Raw genomic sequence first — 15,522 nt, forward strand, 5'->3', positions numbered from 1 at the left:
TTGATTGGCTATTTCGATAAAAAGAGGCAGCGCCACAATGTAAATCGCCCCCTCTGTTAAAGTGAAGATTGACTTTTTATAGATAAATGGCTACACTCATTTATACTATCAGGCAGTACTATTCTATTTAGATTGATTGATGATCTGGTTTTTTAGTTTTACAGCATCAATCATTTCTCAACGAGGCTCTTACAATGAAGTTTCCGGCTCAACAAACCCCGCTTGCCCTCTCTTTTGATCCACTAGCTCGTGCCAGAGAGCATGTTATTCTCATTATTGATGCGGATGAGATCCGACAGCAGCGTCTGGCCAGCCTGGTGACATTGGCGGGTATGCGTGCATTTGTTGCTAATAATATCTATCAAGCTTTTGAGCGTTATCTACAAGAACACTTTCAGCCACATATAATTCTATTGGGGCAGCAGGAAGAGGCTGCTAATCCTCTATTTCCTCGTTTTTATCAGCGGCTTATCCAGGATCTGCGGCGCGAGACTCCTATTATGCCACTGGCTAATCTGCACCTTCCCGATGGGAATCTGCTCATGGCTGATGAGACGATGTCTTCTGTAACGCACCGTGTCTCTAAAGCGGCCAGTCGGTTTTTGCATGTGCTCTGGGAGTATCTGCCAGATGCGCAGTTCTCGCTTATTCCGCCAGAGCATGCTCTCGTACTAGATAAATTGCCCGAATGGGGTCTGGCTCCACGTATAGCTCGTAAGCGACGTTCAAGTTCACAGCATTTTCAGCAGCAGCTTAAGGCAGCGAGACGCACTCTGTCTGCTGAGCAGTGGGAGCTTCTGCTACCAGATGTAGGGCTGGCTCAATTTCGTACTGACGAGTCCTTGATCGCTGAAAAATTTACAATTCCACCCGAGTATACAACCTGTCTCTGCCGTGCTGTGATGTTTGCTGATCCCATCCAACCAGTTGAGCAAATTAATAAATGGATAGAGAATATTGATGCAGAGATCTTGCAGCGAGCAACGCTCATTTTTCTGATGCAGCGGGTTCCAAAGATGATCGGGCAGGATCTTACGCTGCGAACGTTGTTAACAACATTGGCGAATGAGATTAATGCGTTGCGCGATGAAAAAATGGTGGAGTGGAAGCGTCTGGAAGATGGATCGTTTGTCGTAGTTTTTTACAGCACACTCTTTTCTTATGGACTCATGGGCGCTTCTGGACCCTCTTGCTTTGTCTGGCAAACCACATTTGAGAAGGTGTTGGAGCTTGGCAAAGTCAGGCAACATTGGCAGGTACAAGAGATTGAATGCAGCGCTCAGACCCACACAGGCCATTGTGTCTTTCATCTAAAGCCAGCATAGCGCAAAACCATTATCTCTTTAACCCTAAACCCTGCCCCTCCCCTCTCATGCAATAAATTGCACCCCCTAAGCGATTTATTGCATAAGAGGGGAGGGCCCATCATTCATGATGGCCGTGGCGACCCATTCGCCCTGTTGCTCTCCTCATGATGGTCTGCCCCGCCCTGTCGCCTCCTGACGATGGCCATCTCACCCACGCATTGTTCTGTTGATAGTCAACGGATGAAGCGCTTTTCCTCAGCCTTTTAGGGCATCTGGATGGAGAGAGACCATCTTCTCGTCAGACGGACAGGAATTGAACCTGACTATGCTTATCTACCTAAAACTCTTCGCGATGATGATGCCGGGGCCGCTCTTCTCGCTCCCACTCACGTTCTTCGCGTAATTCGCGGCGGAGCTCCTGTTCCTGGCGGCGCTCGTTAGCTAATTCGCGGCGTAGTTCGTTGTCCTGTTGGTACCCCTGATTATAGCCAGCTTGATTGTAGATAGGCTGTTCCTGGGCATACTGGGACTGAGGATAGGATTGTCCATCGCCATGCTGGTAGTGGTGTGCCAGGACATGTTTCGCGACCAGGGCTGTTAAGGCGATCCCGCTACCCAACAGGATGGGATGACTGAAGAGACGTTGGAGTAGCTGTGGCTGCTCACGGCCCATGCGAGCAAAACTCTGACTCATTGATGATGGATCATTGGGGTCCATTGCATACTGAGGCGGCATCTGTTGCGCCAGAATAGCCCGATGCTCATAGGGCATCTGCTCGAAGTGCTGTTGATACACTCTATGTTGGAGATCGACGGGTGCCCCTTGCATAAATTGTTGAAGGTGCCCCATTGCCTCATTAGGATCGCATGCGCTATAGTCACCTGTATCGTAAGCCTGAGCATACTGCCGGTAGATGTGCTGTTTGAATTGATCAAATGGCCACATAGATGTCTGCTCCTTTTAAAACCCATGTATAACTTTGCGCTTTTATCTACATAACGAGATCTGAAAAGATCTTCTGCCTAAACAGTAACATATAACTTCTGAAGCTGTCAAAGAATTTTTATCAATCTATTAACTCACCATGCCAGAGTGCTTGCATCTCGACTGAGGTCTGGAGGAGTGTGGCAAGTTTTCCACAGGCTTCAACTTTGCCATCCTTCAGGACCAGAATCTGATCGGCCTGCTGGAGCACTGTGCGACGATGGGAGACAACGAGACACGTCTGTTGGCGCTGTGTAAAAAGCCTTTGCCAGAGAAGCTGTTCAGTCTTGACGTCGAGAGCGCTAGAGAGATCATCAAAGACCAGTAATTCGGCTGCTCGGACAAACATACGGGCAGCTGCACTGCGCTGTGTCTGTCCACCGGATAATTTGACGCCTCGGGTGCCAATCATCGTCTCAAGGCCATGCTCGAGCTGCTCCAGATCGTGCTCCATAACGGCTGTATGCAGGGCTTGCTGAAGCCTAATGGGCTCTTCTGGTTGATCCAGTAGAATATTTTCTTTTAATGAAGCACTAAACAGGCGCGGAATCTGGGCGGTATAAGCACTGTGCGGCGGAGTCAAAAATGTGGCTGGATCGTCAATGATCTGGCCATTCCAGAGGATCTCACCAGTATCTTTAGGGAGTAGGCCGAGCAATGCTTGTAGGAGCGTTGTCTTGCCTGAAGCGATACGCCCGGTAATGACCGTCAAGGACCCAACTGAGAGGGCAAAGCTAATGTTACTGATACCACGCCCGGTGTCCGGGTAATGATAACTTACATTTCTGACCTCTAAGCGTTCTAATGGCTCTGTGGGGAGCTCTCTATTCTGACTGGCGAGTGAAAGAGCTCCTTTCAAATGGAGAGGGTGAGCCTCGTCCAAACGCTGCGCAGGGGCTCCTTGCAAGAGCTCTTCCATGCGCTGAAATGAAACACCCGTCTGAGCATAATGTGCAAGGAAGAGCCCAAAGAATTGTGTGAAGTCGCTGACAAAGGCCAGATAGTAGATAAAGATAGCCAGATCTCCAATTCCTAACTGCATGTTGTGAAGAGCCTGAGCCGCCAGGATAAGAATCAGCCCTGTTCCCAATCCTACGGTATTCCCAATTGTTGATTCGATACTGGTCTCCAGTACGCGATCTCGCAGCATTGTTTTGCGACGATCTTCGCTGAGAGACTGAAAATGTGCGAGGACTGAGGGCTCTGCCGCCGCAACTTTAATGGCCTGTACCGTTGAAAAGATCTCTCCAATGGCGCTGGCAACCTGACCAGTGGCTTGACGACTGGCCCTACGATACCTCTCCAGACGTGTATGCATAGCCTGTGCCAACGCAATCACTCCAACCAGCGGAACAAAGACCAGAAGCGTCACAAGCGCATTCAAGCGCAGCAACATAACAATCGCAATCCCTGCAAACAATGTTGTTCCAATACTATCAAGTGTCCAGCTAATTGCGTCTTCAGCCTGCCCTACATCGTCGCGAAAGCGATTAAGAGCTTCGCCAGTGGAATGAGGGACTGCACGTGCTCCAGGCCGCTCAAGAATGCGAGCGAGGAGATTTCTGCGTAGTAATGCACTCATCGAGAAGCGATGGGTTGTATCAACAAGACCACCAAAAAAGATGAGGCAGATACGAGCGAGAGCTGTTGTGATGAGTAGTGCAATCAATGTCCAGAGCGTAGGGTCAAGATGTTGTGTTTTCTGTAACGTATTAAAAAACTGCTGAGCAATCAGACCGGGGACAATCGGCGCGAGATGGATGAGAATCCAGAGCACTGCATTGACGATATAGAGCCTGGGACGATAGCGTATCAAGCGCCACATATGTTGATAGGTTTTCATGCCATGACCTCCTCTCCACCAGTCTGAAGGATCAATGAGAAATGTGAAGTGGGATCTGCAACCAGTTCCGCCCGTTCACCTTGTTCAAGAATATGCCCATCTGAGAGATACAGGATGCGATCAACTCGTTGAAGCGTCGCCAGATGATGGGCAATAATAATGCCAGTACGCCCTTGAAACAGTTTGCTAACTGCCCGTTCAATCAATTGTTCAGTTGCAGGGTCGAGGCGCGAGGAGGCCTCATCTAGAATCACCAGTCCGGGGTTATGTAGAAAGACGCGGGTAAAGGCCAGGAGTTGCGCCTCGCCAGCGGAGAGCCCCTCGCCATCCGAGCCTAGCAGCGTATCAAGCCCTTCAGGAAGCGCGTTGAGCCAGGGCTTTAGCCCGATCTCTTCCAGGACCGAGAGGATATGTTCGTCGCTTATCGTGTGATCAAAGAATGTGAGATTGGCTCGTACCGTAGCATGGAAAAGCTGCACATCCTGTGTCACCATCCCGATATGCTGGCGTAGCTCGCGTTGACTGACAGACTGAATGGGCACTCCTGCCAGTCTGATGCTGCCGCTCTGAATATCATAGAGCCGTAAGAGCAAGCGAGCGAGTGTTGTCTTGCCACTACCAGTCCGTCCCAGTATGCCCATGACCTGCCCGGCGGGAAGCGAGAAGGTCATCTGCTGAAGAATGGGTGTCTCTGGTTGATAGCCAAACTCCACCTCTTCAAAAGAGACGGAGAGTGCACCAGCGGGGAGCGAGGCTATATTCTGCTCTATAATCGTAGGCTGGGCTTGAAAGAGCTGCTTTACGCGCTCAACCGCAGCAGCCGCCTGCTGTAATTGTTGCAGTTGAGTCCGAATCTGTTCAAAGGGATCATTTAGAAGATTGACATAATAAAAGGTAATATAGACCGTACCCAGCGAAATAATCCTGGCATTCCAGAGATAGACCCCAATGAGGAGTGCCAGAGCATTGCCAAGCCCAAAGAGGAATAACGTCACCATCCACATGCTATAGCCTGCCAGACTGGACTTGCGTCTACTCTCAAAGAGAGGCCGAAGCAGTTGATAAAAGCGCTGCATCACATAGCCAGTTGCACCATTGGCGCGCAGATCCTCTGTTCCCGCCAGGTGCTCCCCAAGAAAGCCCATAAAATTGGCACTGGCTTGCATATAGTGCACCCAATATCTGGTCGCAACGTTACGTATGCTGATCAGAACGGCGAATGAGACCAGTGTAAACAGGCTCATAGTAAGTCCGATGCGCCAATCCTCTAAAAAGAAGAGGACAAGAATACCTGACACGAGCAGCGTATTCCCCAGTAGCTGGATGACAGCCTGTGAGAAAAAATTGGCCAGCGTATTCACATCCCCATCGACGCGTTCCAGCATTTCTCCGGAGGTTTTCTCCTTATGGAAGGCCAGGTCGAGCCGAAGGCAGTGTGCAATGAGATCGCTTCGCAACTGGTTCGTTGCCGTCCAGGCAACATTCTCGCTGACATAGGTTGAGGCAATCGAGACCAGTTGTTGGATCAGGGCCAGACCAACGAAGAGCGAACCAGCTCTGATCAGATTCTGAACAGAGATCCCGCCAAGAGCGCTATCGATAAAATAGCGCAGGATCTGTGGATTGATAAGTTGAATGCCAATGCCAGCGAAGATAAGGAAGATCAGACCAGGAACGCGCCACCATTGAGGGCGCAGATAGACGAACAGTAGATCTCGTCCATTGAGGTTTGAGCTCTTCACGAATTTCATCCTTTCTCTGATGTGAAAATGTGTATCACCATAAAAGAAGAGAAACAGGCAGAGTAAGGCCTGTGGTACCTGAGAAGCTGGAGATAAAGACATGAAGAGACCACAGGCAGAAGCGTGCCAGTGGTAATGTGAGCAGGATAAGAGGGATGCTATGTATGGCCAGGCTTGCGGGTAGAAGGCGATACAATATAGTCCAACGATCTCTCATTGAGATCGTGGCTCTTAACGAGGCAACACTAAGACGGGCGAGCTCTTAGAGGGCGGGTGTGCCGCAATTATGCTTGTTTTGAGACATATGTACTATTCCTCTGGTAGTATTTTTCTACCATGAAAAGTTTAACATAAGAAAACAGTGAAAGCAAGGTTATGAAGCTCTCTTTGACGCTTCTCAAGCCTTCTTTCGTCGTGACACAAATGGACCACAACACTATCCAGAGAGCGGGACCATATGCTAAGCTCTTAGAGAGAAAAATATCGATGCGTTGTATTCTGCTGGCCGTATGTGCATGGTGCAACGGAAATAGCGGCGAAAGCGTGATAAAATCAGGGCAAGCTCTAACATACACACGCGCCAATGCTTGTTTGTGTCTACCCAATGTGGAGAGCATCCAATCGTCATAGTTTGATAGTAAGAGCATAAGTAAGAGATAGTGGAGAGCATCCAATCGTCATAGTTCGATAGTAAGAGCATAAGTAAGAGATAGTAGAGGGAGAGTCCATGGACGGCGAGAAAAATCCGAATTTTTTTGATCGCGATAAATTACTAGGTTCGGTAAAAGAGTATGGTGGTCGCGGATTACATGCAGGTTTTGACACTCTGGGTGACTTTAAAAAATTCCTGCTTCGTGGAAACGTCGTTGATCTTGCAGTTGGCGTCGTGATTGGTGCAGCATTTAATGGTTTAGTGCAAGCAGCTGTCACAGATTTGCTGCAACCATTAATTGGGTCTGCTACCCACATTGGTAACCTTGATACATTTCATCGTGGCTCTTTTATGATAGGGCATTTCCTGGGTGTATGTATTAGTTTTCTCTTAACCGCAGCAGTGGTGTACTTTTTAGTAATTAAACCAATCAACACACTTCAGGATCGCTATAATCGCTTGCGTCCGAAAAAGCCCGAGGCACCTACGACACGCGAATGTCCTTTCTGCTTGAGTACTGTCCCGTTAAAGGCTACCCGCTGTGCGTATTGTACGGCGCAACTGCCACCAGTGGAAGTTCCTTCAAGCCAGGCTGTGCGCGGTCAGCGTGCATAGTCCGGATAGAGTCCGAATAAGATAGCCATTCAGAATCTGATTTTGTGGCATGTATTGATAAACAGAGCCAGCGCATCTGAGACAAATGAGAGCCCGGAAGAAGATCGAGGTGGGGTTTTCCCCACCTCAAACCATGTTGCAGGGCTTACAAAGAGTGTATGCCGTTCCTTGCGAGTGCTGGTTGGACTAGAGTATACTGCAAAAGGTGTGAAGATTCTTCTTCGCGCGATAAATAAAAGTGCTTATTTTTTTTGACCTGATAGTGAGTGCAAAGGCAAGGCACCTGTTTGACCTGGTGGTCAGTTTTATACAGAGGAGAAGAGTGTTTATGACGTCAACATCTGAGCCGATTCGCCTGGAAGATCACATTCGCGATATTCCTGATTTTCCGCAAAAAGGTGTCCTTTTTAAGGATATTACCCCTTTATTGCAGGATGCTAAGGCATTTCATGCGGCCCTGGATCGCATTGCTGCCCATTATGCGGGGGCGGGCATTGAGGCCGTCGTTGGCGTTGAGTCCCGAGGTTTTATTATTGGGGCTCCTCTTGCCTATCTGCTCAATTGTGGCTTTGTGCCTGTGCGCAAATTTGGAAAGCTGCCCGCTGAGACCTCGAGCGTTGAATATGCGTTAGAGTATGGCACCAACGTGGTTGAGGTCCATACAGATGCCATCAAGCCGGGCCAGCGCGTCCTGGTTGTAGATGATCTGCTGGCGACTGGCGGAACCGTATTGGCTGCTATCGAACTAGTGGAGCGGCTGGGTGGTCATATTGCGGGCATCTCTTTCCTGGTTGAACTGGGCTTTCTGAAAGGTCGGGAGCGCCTGGAAGGTCGTGATGTCTTTGCTCTCATCAAATATTAAGAGAGCAGAGAGGGCGGCGTCTATTTACAATGGATGCGGCCCTCTCGTACCCTGTAATCGCCATCATATCTGCTCTCAAGCTCAGGCATCTTATAAGCGTGAGGTATAGAGAAAGATCTAGTCGATCCAGCCCAGCCAGCGTGTCTTGTTGGTGGCGGGGACTGGTTGTCGCTCGGTTCTGGGGATGGCAGGATAGCCCAGGTAGAGGAAGGCCACCAGATGATCTCGCCCCGAGAAGCCGAGCCATTCTTTAACGGTCGAACTATAGGCTGCTTCCCCCGTACGCCAGACAGCAGCCAGCCCCAACTCTTCAGCTGTCAGGAGCATATTCTGTACCGCAGCTGCGACCGACGCGAAATCCTCAATCTCCGTTATGCGGGAATCCTGTTCCGCATGAACTGAAGCAACAACAATCACCACCGGTGAGCGCAGCAACTTCTGACGCTCTTTATCCAGTAGGGCATCTCTTTTCTCAAATTGCTGCTGACTCAATTGCTTATCAAGGATACTGGCCATTACTGTGCCCAGTTCCTCGCGTGCATGGCCAGCCAGCACTACAAAGCGCCATGGCTCCGTCTTATGATGATTGGGGGCATGGGTGGCCGCCTCCAGAATCTGCTCAATCTGGGCTCGTGTGGGGCTCTGCTCAGTCATCTTCCCAATACTGCGGCGCTGGCGGATCGTCTCAAATATCGTCATGCGTTTCTCTCTTCTTCTCTATCCAGAACTTCCCTCGCCCTTTTCTTAGCGGCGAGAGCGTCTACTCTGCTGGATAGTGTGAACCATTTTCAGACATCAGTATAAGCGATATATCGATACTCAGCAAGAAGAGATTGACCAGCATTGTTGTCGTGTTTGCAGTCTCACAACTTGCTTGCTTATACTATAGGTCGAGAAATGTCCGTCAGTAAGGAGTGGTGTGATGCGTTGTTTCTGCATGAAAACCAGCTTGCTTGCCGCATGTATGTTGCTACTTGCCATCCAGATCATTGCCTATAGCCTTCCAGTTGCCTCAATGAGTGTAAAAGCAGCCGAGATTCAGCCGCAGTCCGGGCCGGAGGGACAGGGGGAGGGACAGAAGATTGTAGTCAGCCTATCGAAGCAGTGGTTATATGCGTATCAAGGAGAGAAAGAGGTTTTTACTACGGCGGTCATGACGGGGCGGCCCGAGCTGCCGACTCCACTGGGGCTGTATCATATTCTCTTGAAGCAGCATCCGACCACCTTTACATCTCCCTGGCCCGAGGGTTCACCCAATTGGTACCCACCCACCTATATCAACTATGCCATGGAATTTCGTCCAGGCGGCTTCTTCCTGCATGATACCACCTGGCATAGCATCTATGGACCTGGCACGAATACCTGGCATACTGATCCCGAATTTGGGCTCCAGACGGGTTCTCATGGCTGTATAGGCATGCCTCTAGATGCCGCTGCCAGGCTCTACCAATGGGCTCCTCTGGGGACACCCGTAGTGGTAGAGCCCTGAAGTTAGACAATCGTTAGAGGCTTATAGGAGCCTAAGCCAATTTTACGACTACCGCCGTGACATTGTCCGGTCCACCGTTGGCATTGGCGCGATCGATCAGGCGCTGAGCACTCTCCTCGGGGCTATAGCGCTTGACTGTTTCAACTATCTCTGACTCGCTCACCTGTGAATATAGGCCATCGGTACACAGAACAAGAATATCACCGGCTACAACTTCATAGGAAGTCTGATAGATGTTTGTGACAATTGAGTGCCCGAGGCTGCGTGTAATGACATTGCTTGCTCCATACGCATCGGCCTCTTGCTGATTGAGGATACCATGGCGCACAGCTTCAGCCGTCCAGCTATGATTTTCAGCCAGTTGTTGCAGCTTGCCATCGCGAACAAGATAGGCCAGGCTATCGCCAACATTAGCAATGTAGAGCGTCTTCTCGTGTACTACCGCTGCCACGCAAGTGGTGCCCATCCCTTTGTCATGAACCTCTTTGAGCGTGGCTTCCTGCTGAAGATTCAGTTTATAGAGCAGGCGATTAGCGCGTTGGATGGCTGTATTGAGCGCGGCTGGAATATCCAGGTCAGCCTCTTGATAATAGCTATCGCGAATCGTCGTGACTGCCTTTTCGCTGGCAATATCCCCCTTTGCCTGGCCGCCCATGCCATCGGCCACGACAAACAGAGCCCCCTTTTGTGCAGCTAGATGGGGATCTTCTGGGAGCACAGTGATAAGATTATCTTCATTGGCGCTACGTTTGAGACCAATATCGCTTCGTTGGGCTATCGTAAGAGAGAAAGAGGTTTGAGCCATTGCATACTCCTCTGTGGGAAGAAAAGCTTTTTTTAGCTGTATCATATGTTCAATTGATGCACTTCGACAGAGATCAAAGAATGTGATACCCCAGAGAGAAAGGATCTGCTGTAATCCTCCCTGACTGAGTGCGTCTCGGCAGCAATCTCGAAACGTCTGGAGCATCTCTTGTTGATAATCACGCCGGAAATCAGGCGGATAGATAGCCAGAAGAACTGCGTAGAGCCGTTCAGAATAGACCAGTGCCCAATGTGTAGATGCCATACGTTTTACGCTACCTTTCCTTACCACTAATCAGAGCAAGAGCCCACTCTCTCGTGTCGATGAGACAGAGCCCCTCTTCTGTACGTATGGCCTGGGGTTCAGGTTAGCTTTTTCGTAGCCTCCAGCAGCTATCTACTATATCGTCAACGGATATATCCATTGACGATATAGTAACTGAAAAAGAGAGGATTGTCAAGGTTTTGGCTGGGCGTTAACGTGGAGTCCATTCATCAATGAGCCATTCGGCATGTGGGAGTCCGCTGGCCAGGATAGCTTGATGGTAAGCCTGTAGATTGAAAGGGATGCGACGGAGCTCAACGCCCTCCTCATCCTGTTCCAGCGTAAGGATCGCATATTCGGCCCAGGGGGTATAGCGGGTCTCATCCAGTGGAAATGCGCGATTCAGGGCCATACCAACGCTGCCAGGGTTGATTACTAATTTATCACGATAGCGGCGAAACATCTGAAAGTGCGTATGGCCGCCTGCAAATATATCAGCCGTATAGCCAGCAAAGGCCTCGTCTAACGTTTCATTTGGAGTGATTGGATTCAGAAATTGGCGAAATGAGCGGGGCGAACCATGATAACAGAGCAGGTTCTTGCCACCTGGCAAGGGATAATTGACGGTAGCCTGAAAGGTACGAAGAAAATCTTTCTCACTCTCAGTATATTGTTGGGAGCACCAGAGATTAATATCCTGATTATGTGCATCAATGAGATTATCTTTGATTGTCAAGCGAGGATTGATCTGCCAGGCATCGTTATTGCCCATAATGACGGGACAACCAAGTTTCTGGATACTGCGCAAGACCTCACGTGGCTGAGCTCCGCCAGCCGTCACATCTCCCAAACAGATAATCTGATCTACTGACCGTTTGTGGAGATCTGAGAGGACGGTCTCTAGAGCAGTCATATTGCCATGAATATCAGCGATAAGTGCCAGACGCATCCTTACATCCTTTCTTGATAAGCACATTCCTCTCTGTTTACGATTCAAGGGAAAAAGAGTTATAGATGGTCTATTGTGAGAAGAAAAGAGCTAGTGAAGATTCCATTTATCGACGAGCCATTGAGCATGCGGCATGCCACTGGTGTGGATGTCGCGAATAAAGGCATGGATATCAAATTGGACATGGCGGTGTTCGACGCTGAGCCCCCCATCTTCAATGGTCAGGATCGCATATTCAGCCCACGGAGAATGGCGTACCTCTTCCAGTGGGAAGACGCGATCCATCGCTCGCCCAATACTCCCAGGATTGATCACAATCTTTTTGCGATAGCGCCTGAACATCTGCATATGGCTATGGCCGCCAATAAAAATATCGGCCTCGAAGCCAGCAAAAGCCTCTTCAAAGATCTCATTGGGGGTGGTCGGAACAATAAATTCGCTAAATGAGCGGGGCGAACCATGATAGAAGAGCAGAATCTTCCCATTTGGAAGGGGCCAGCTGATATTCGGATGAAAAGTGCGAATAAAATCTTTATCGGCTTTAGTATGCTGTTGCGTGCACCAGAGATTAATATCCTGATTGTTTTGAGCGGTCTGAGTGGTGCAGTCGCGCAGGCGAGGCGAGAGGACCCAATCATCATTATTTCCCATGACCACAGGACAGTCCAGGGCCTGGATGCGCCGCAAGACTTCGCGAGGATGTGGTCCACCAGTACTGACATCACCCAGGCAGATAATCTCTTTAATCTGCCGCTGAGCAATATCAGCAAGGACCGCTTCGAGCGCAGTAAGGTTGCCATGAATATCAGAGATTAGTGCCAGGCGCATCTAGATACGTCCTTTCTGTTTGCTAGGGACCAGTACATTACCAGTACATTGCCAGGGATCAGTAAAAAAAAGTTCTGTGGTAGAAAATGGTGTGGGCCAGCCCAAAGCAGATGCCACATCTCTTCCACCGCAGAACAGTGTATTTAGAATAAGGTCAACGATGAAGGACCACTATCAACTATAACTAGCGAACGGGATGAACGTAACGTGCCAGTGAGTGCAATAGCACGTTACTCTTTCTCTGCTGGAACCTGGATCTTTGTCTTCCCACTATCGAGTAGATTCCCCTCGAAGCCAACAGATGGGAGCAGTTGAGCCTGAGCCTGGGTGCTCAGAGGCAGGGCCCAGAGCTTGATAAAGCCGAGAGCAGCGTTATGATCGAACTGATCGCCGCTATCATAAGTCGCCAGGCCATGGCTATAGAGCGAATGCTCAGATTTGCGTCCAACAATAGCGCAGCGGCCCTGGGAGAGCTTGACGCGGATCGTGCCGCTGACAAAGCGCTGTGTGCTCTGAACATAGGCTGCCAGATCCTGATGCAGAGCACTATACCACTGCCCATTGTAGATCAAGCGCGCATATTCGCCCGCAACACTCTCTTTGAAGCGGACCTGATCGCGGCTCAGTGTAAGCGTCTCCAGTGCATTATGGGCAGCATGCAGGACGGTAGCGGCGGGCGCTTCATAGATCTCGCGTGATTTAATACCAACCAGACGATTCTCAACATGGTCGATGCGGCCAATACCATATTTGCCAGCCTCGTGGTTAAGCGTCTCGATGAGGGTGTGCCCTTCAATCTCCTCGCCATTGAGCGCTACCGGGATACCATGTTTAAAGGTAATCTCCACATACGTGGGCTCTAGATGCCCGACGCTATCGGGATTGGCGGTCCAGCCATAGACCTCTTCGGGTGGCTCGGCCCAGGGATCTTCCAGGACGCCGCATTCGGCGCTGCGTCCCCAGAGATTCTGATCAAAAGAATAAGGGCTGGCATTGGTCACGGTAATGGGAATATTGTGCTCAGCCGCATAGGCGATCTCATTATCGCGGGTCATGCTCCATTCGCGTACAGGGGCGATGATCTTGAGATCGGGGGCCAGTGTGTTAATGGAGACATCGAAGCGGACCTGATCATTGCCTTTGCCAGTACAGCCATGAGCCACTGCCACAGCCCCTTCCTGCCGCGCCACCTCAACCAGCAGACGAGCAATGAGCGGGCGAGCAAGTGCAGTAGCCAGAGGATACTGGCCTTCATAGATTGCACCAGCCTGGAGAGCGGGCCAGACAAAATAGCGTACAAAATCGGTCTTGCCATCGATAATCATGGCTTTGACGGCACCCGTCTTGCGAGCGCGTTCGGCGATCGATTCCAGATCGCGATCATTCCCAACATCAATCGTGACGGCAATGACATCCAGATCATACTTCTCTTTGATCCAGCGGATCGCAACGGACGTATCAAGTCCACCAGAATAAGCGAGTACAACAGTGCCCATAGATGTTACTCCTCCTCAGTTTCTGCGAAGTGTATCGTTGTGGTTCCAACCAGCGCTTGAATAGCCTGTGTAAAAGTTGTGCTGCGAGCATCCCAGCTAGCTTGAGCTGTGGAGAGGCGCTGCTCCGCCTGGGACAGACCAGGATTGCCAGCCCCACCCAGATGATTGCGAGCTCGCAGGCGTGTAACGAGCTGCTCTTTACTCTCTACGGGGAAGGGAAGCTGCTGATCAAGTTGTGCTGTGACCTCTTTTCCTACGATGCGATACGCATCGCGGAACGGGATGTTTTCTTGCAAGGCCATCTCATAGGCCCGGTCGGCGGCAAAGAGTTCAAAGGTGCAGGCGGCAATAGCCTTCTCTTCATTCACCTGAAGATTATTGACAAGTAACGTACAGATCTCGAGATTCTCCTGGACCAGATCGAGCGCCTCCATAAATGGTCGCTTGGTCTCTTGATAGTCCATATTGTAGCCAGAGGGGAGCCCGGAGACGATCCCCAGGATCTGCTGTTGTAGTGCGAGCATCGTCTGAGTGCGAGCGCGGACGAGCTCCATAATGCTGAGATTGCGCTTCTGAGGCATGATACTGCTGCCATCGCAGAGCTCTTGAGGAACTTGCAGAAAGCTGTATTCACTGGTAGTGAAGAGGAGCGCATCCTGAGCAAATTTGCTGAGATCCAACATGATCTGCATCAAGGCCTGAACGATGGCCCCCTCGATCTTGCCACGGGCATTCTGCACATAGATCACATTATTCTGCACACGCGCAAAGCCCAGGAGATCTGCGACCAGTTGGCGATCGATGGGTAAGGGGACGCCATAGCCTGCGGCAGAGCCCAGCGGAGATTGATCATTGAGCTGATATGCTGCCGCCAGGAGCTGCTCATCGTCTAAGAGGGCCTCGGCGAAACTGGTCGCCCACAAGCCAACTGAGGAGAGCATCCCGCGCTGCATATGGGTATAGCCAGGGAGAGGAACCTCAATGGTAGCCCGGGCAAAGGCGAGAAAGGCCGCACTCAGATCCAGCAGGCGCCGAGCGATGAGATGGAGCTGCTCTTTCCCATACAGGCGAAGATCGACGAGAACCTGATCGTTGCGGGAGCGAGCCAGATGAATCTTCTTCCCGCTGGCTCCTGTCCGGGTGGCCAGATAATTCTCGATGCTGGTATGAACATCTTCATCGGAAGGTTGGACGGTAAACTCGTGCGTGCTCTCCTGTGCTAAAACCTCACGGAAAGCATTCTGAAGCTCCTGTAGCTCTTCATTGTTCAGAGCACCAATATGATGGAGCATCGTCACATGAGCGAGCGAACCCCAGACATCATGTCGAATGAGCCGCGTATCCAGCAGGCTATTCTGGGCCGCCTCATAGCGCTCGACCAGTTGATGAACGCTATAGCCCTTTTGCCATAATTTGCTCATAGAGCCCCTCCCTCCAGCGATTGAAAAGAAGTGCAATGAGTAGCAGATCGTACCATGAGATGGAGACTCCTTCAAAGTCAATGGTCATGGAAGGAGACGCAGAGGATAAAAAAAATCTCGTCCCCTTCTAAAACATTGAAGGGACGAGAGCGAGGGAACAATCTCCCAAACACACCCGTGGTGCCACCCTAATTGTCTTACACGTTTTCTCGTCTGACCTTGCCATCAAGAGTGGCTCTGATGAGAGCGAGAACCCTGGAAGAC

Annotated in this window: 13 protein-coding genes; 4 read left to right on the forward strand and 9 right to left on the reverse strand. The window is 50.4% G+C overall.

The genetic code is table 11. From position 1 onward, the window contains the following. Positions 1-194 precede the first annotated feature (194 nt). The gene (locus tag EL628_RS06440; protein WP_126579151.1) at positions 195-1,325 is read left to right on the forward strand and encodes a V4R domain-containing protein; all 1,131 of its coding nucleotides are present in this window, start codon (positions 195-197) and stop codon (positions 1,323-1,325) included. Positions 1,326-1,644: 319 nt separating this feature from the next. On the opposite strand, the gene EL628_RS06445 is transcribed toward EL628_RS06440, so the two are convergent. From EL628_RS06445 to EL628_RS06455, 3 genes are all read right to left on the reverse strand, one after another. After that, positions 1,645-2,253, reverse strand: coding sequence for a hypothetical protein (locus EL628_RS06445; RefSeq protein WP_126579152.1), 609 nt, complete (start codon positions 2,251-2,253; stop codon positions 1,645-1,647). 121 nt (positions 2,254-2,374) lie between these two features. After that, a complete protein-coding gene (locus EL628_RS06450; protein ID WP_126579153.1) occupies positions 2,375-4,135 on the reverse strand; it encodes an ABC transporter ATP-binding protein in 1,761 nt (586 codons plus the stop codon). Continuing rightward, on the reverse strand, positions 4,132-5,877 hold the full coding sequence (locus EL628_RS06455; RefSeq protein WP_245994005.1) for an ABC transporter ATP-binding protein: 1,746 nt from the start codon (positions 5,875-5,877) through the stop codon (positions 4,132-4,134). Before EL628_RS06455 ends, EL628_RS06450 begins: the two co-directional genes overlap by 4 nt. A 727-nt stretch (positions 5,878-6,604) precedes the next feature. Here EL628_RS06455 and mscL point away from each other — a divergent pair. Further along, positions 6,605-7,144, forward strand: coding sequence for a large conductance mechanosensitive channel protein MscL (gene mscL, locus EL628_RS06460; protein WP_126579155.1), 540 nt, complete (start codon positions 6,605-6,607; stop codon positions 7,142-7,144). Positions 7,145-7,472: 328 nt separating this feature from the next. After that, complete coding sequence (locus tag EL628_RS06465; protein ID WP_174719954.1) at positions 7,473-8,006, forward strand: adenine phosphoribosyltransferase; 534 nt, start codon at positions 7,473-7,475, stop codon at positions 8,004-8,006. Between the two features lie 117 nt (positions 8,007-8,123). Here EL628_RS06465 and EL628_RS06470 read toward each other — a convergent pair whose 3' ends face one another. Beyond that, positions 8,124-8,705 (reverse strand): nitroreductase family protein, encoded by a 582-nt coding sequence (locus EL628_RS06470; protein WP_126579156.1) that lies wholly within the window; start codon positions 8,703-8,705, stop codon positions 8,124-8,126. Positions 8,706-8,928: 223 nt separating this feature from the next. Between EL628_RS06470 and EL628_RS06475 the strand changes: the two genes are divergently transcribed. Further along, a complete protein-coding gene (locus EL628_RS06475; protein ID WP_126579157.1) occupies positions 8,929-9,495 on the forward strand; it encodes a L,D-transpeptidase in 567 nt (188 codons plus the stop codon). Positions 9,496-9,526: 31 nt separating this feature from the next. On the opposite strand, the gene EL628_RS06480 is transcribed toward EL628_RS06475, so the two are convergent. The 5 genes from EL628_RS06480 to argH all read right to left on the reverse strand — a co-directional run bounded on the left by EL628_RS06480 (position 9,527) and on the right by argH (position 15,258). After that, the gene (locus tag EL628_RS06480; RefSeq protein ID WP_126579158.1) at positions 9,527-10,564 is read right to left on the reverse strand and encodes a PP2C family protein-serine/threonine phosphatase; all 1,038 of its coding nucleotides are present in this window, start codon (positions 10,562-10,564) and stop codon (positions 9,527-9,529) included. Between the two features lie 211 nt (positions 10,565-10,775). Beyond that, positions 10,776-11,513, reverse strand: a complete 738-nt coding sequence (locus EL628_RS06485) for a metallophosphoesterase family protein (RefSeq protein ID WP_161975309.1) — start codon at positions 11,511-11,513, stop codon at positions 10,776-10,778. A gap of 90 nt (positions 11,514-11,603) precedes the next feature. Next, positions 11,604-12,341, reverse strand: a complete 738-nt coding sequence (locus tag EL628_RS06490; protein ID WP_126579160.1) for a metallophosphoesterase family protein — start codon at positions 12,339-12,341, stop codon at positions 11,604-11,606. 230 nt (positions 12,342-12,571) lie between these two features. Continuing rightward, a complete protein-coding gene (locus EL628_RS06495) occupies positions 12,572-13,837 on the reverse strand; it encodes an argininosuccinate synthase (RefSeq protein WP_126579161.1) in 1,266 nt (421 codons plus the stop codon). Between the two features lie 5 nt (positions 13,838-13,842). Further along, positions 13,843-15,258 carry an argininosuccinate lyase gene (gene argH, locus EL628_RS06500; protein WP_126579162.1) on the reverse strand — a complete coding sequence of 472 codons (1,416 nt, stop codon included), beginning with the start codon at positions 15,256-15,258 and terminating at the stop codon, positions 13,843-13,845. Positions 15,259-15,522: the final 264 nt, after the last annotated feature.

The sequence above is a fragment of the Tengunoibacter tsumagoiensis genome, from assembly GCF_003967535.1.
In the GTDB taxonomy this organism is placed as follows: domain Bacteria; phylum Chloroflexota; class Ktedonobacteria; order Ktedonobacterales; family Ktedonobacteraceae; genus Tengunoibacter; species Tengunoibacter tsumagoiensis.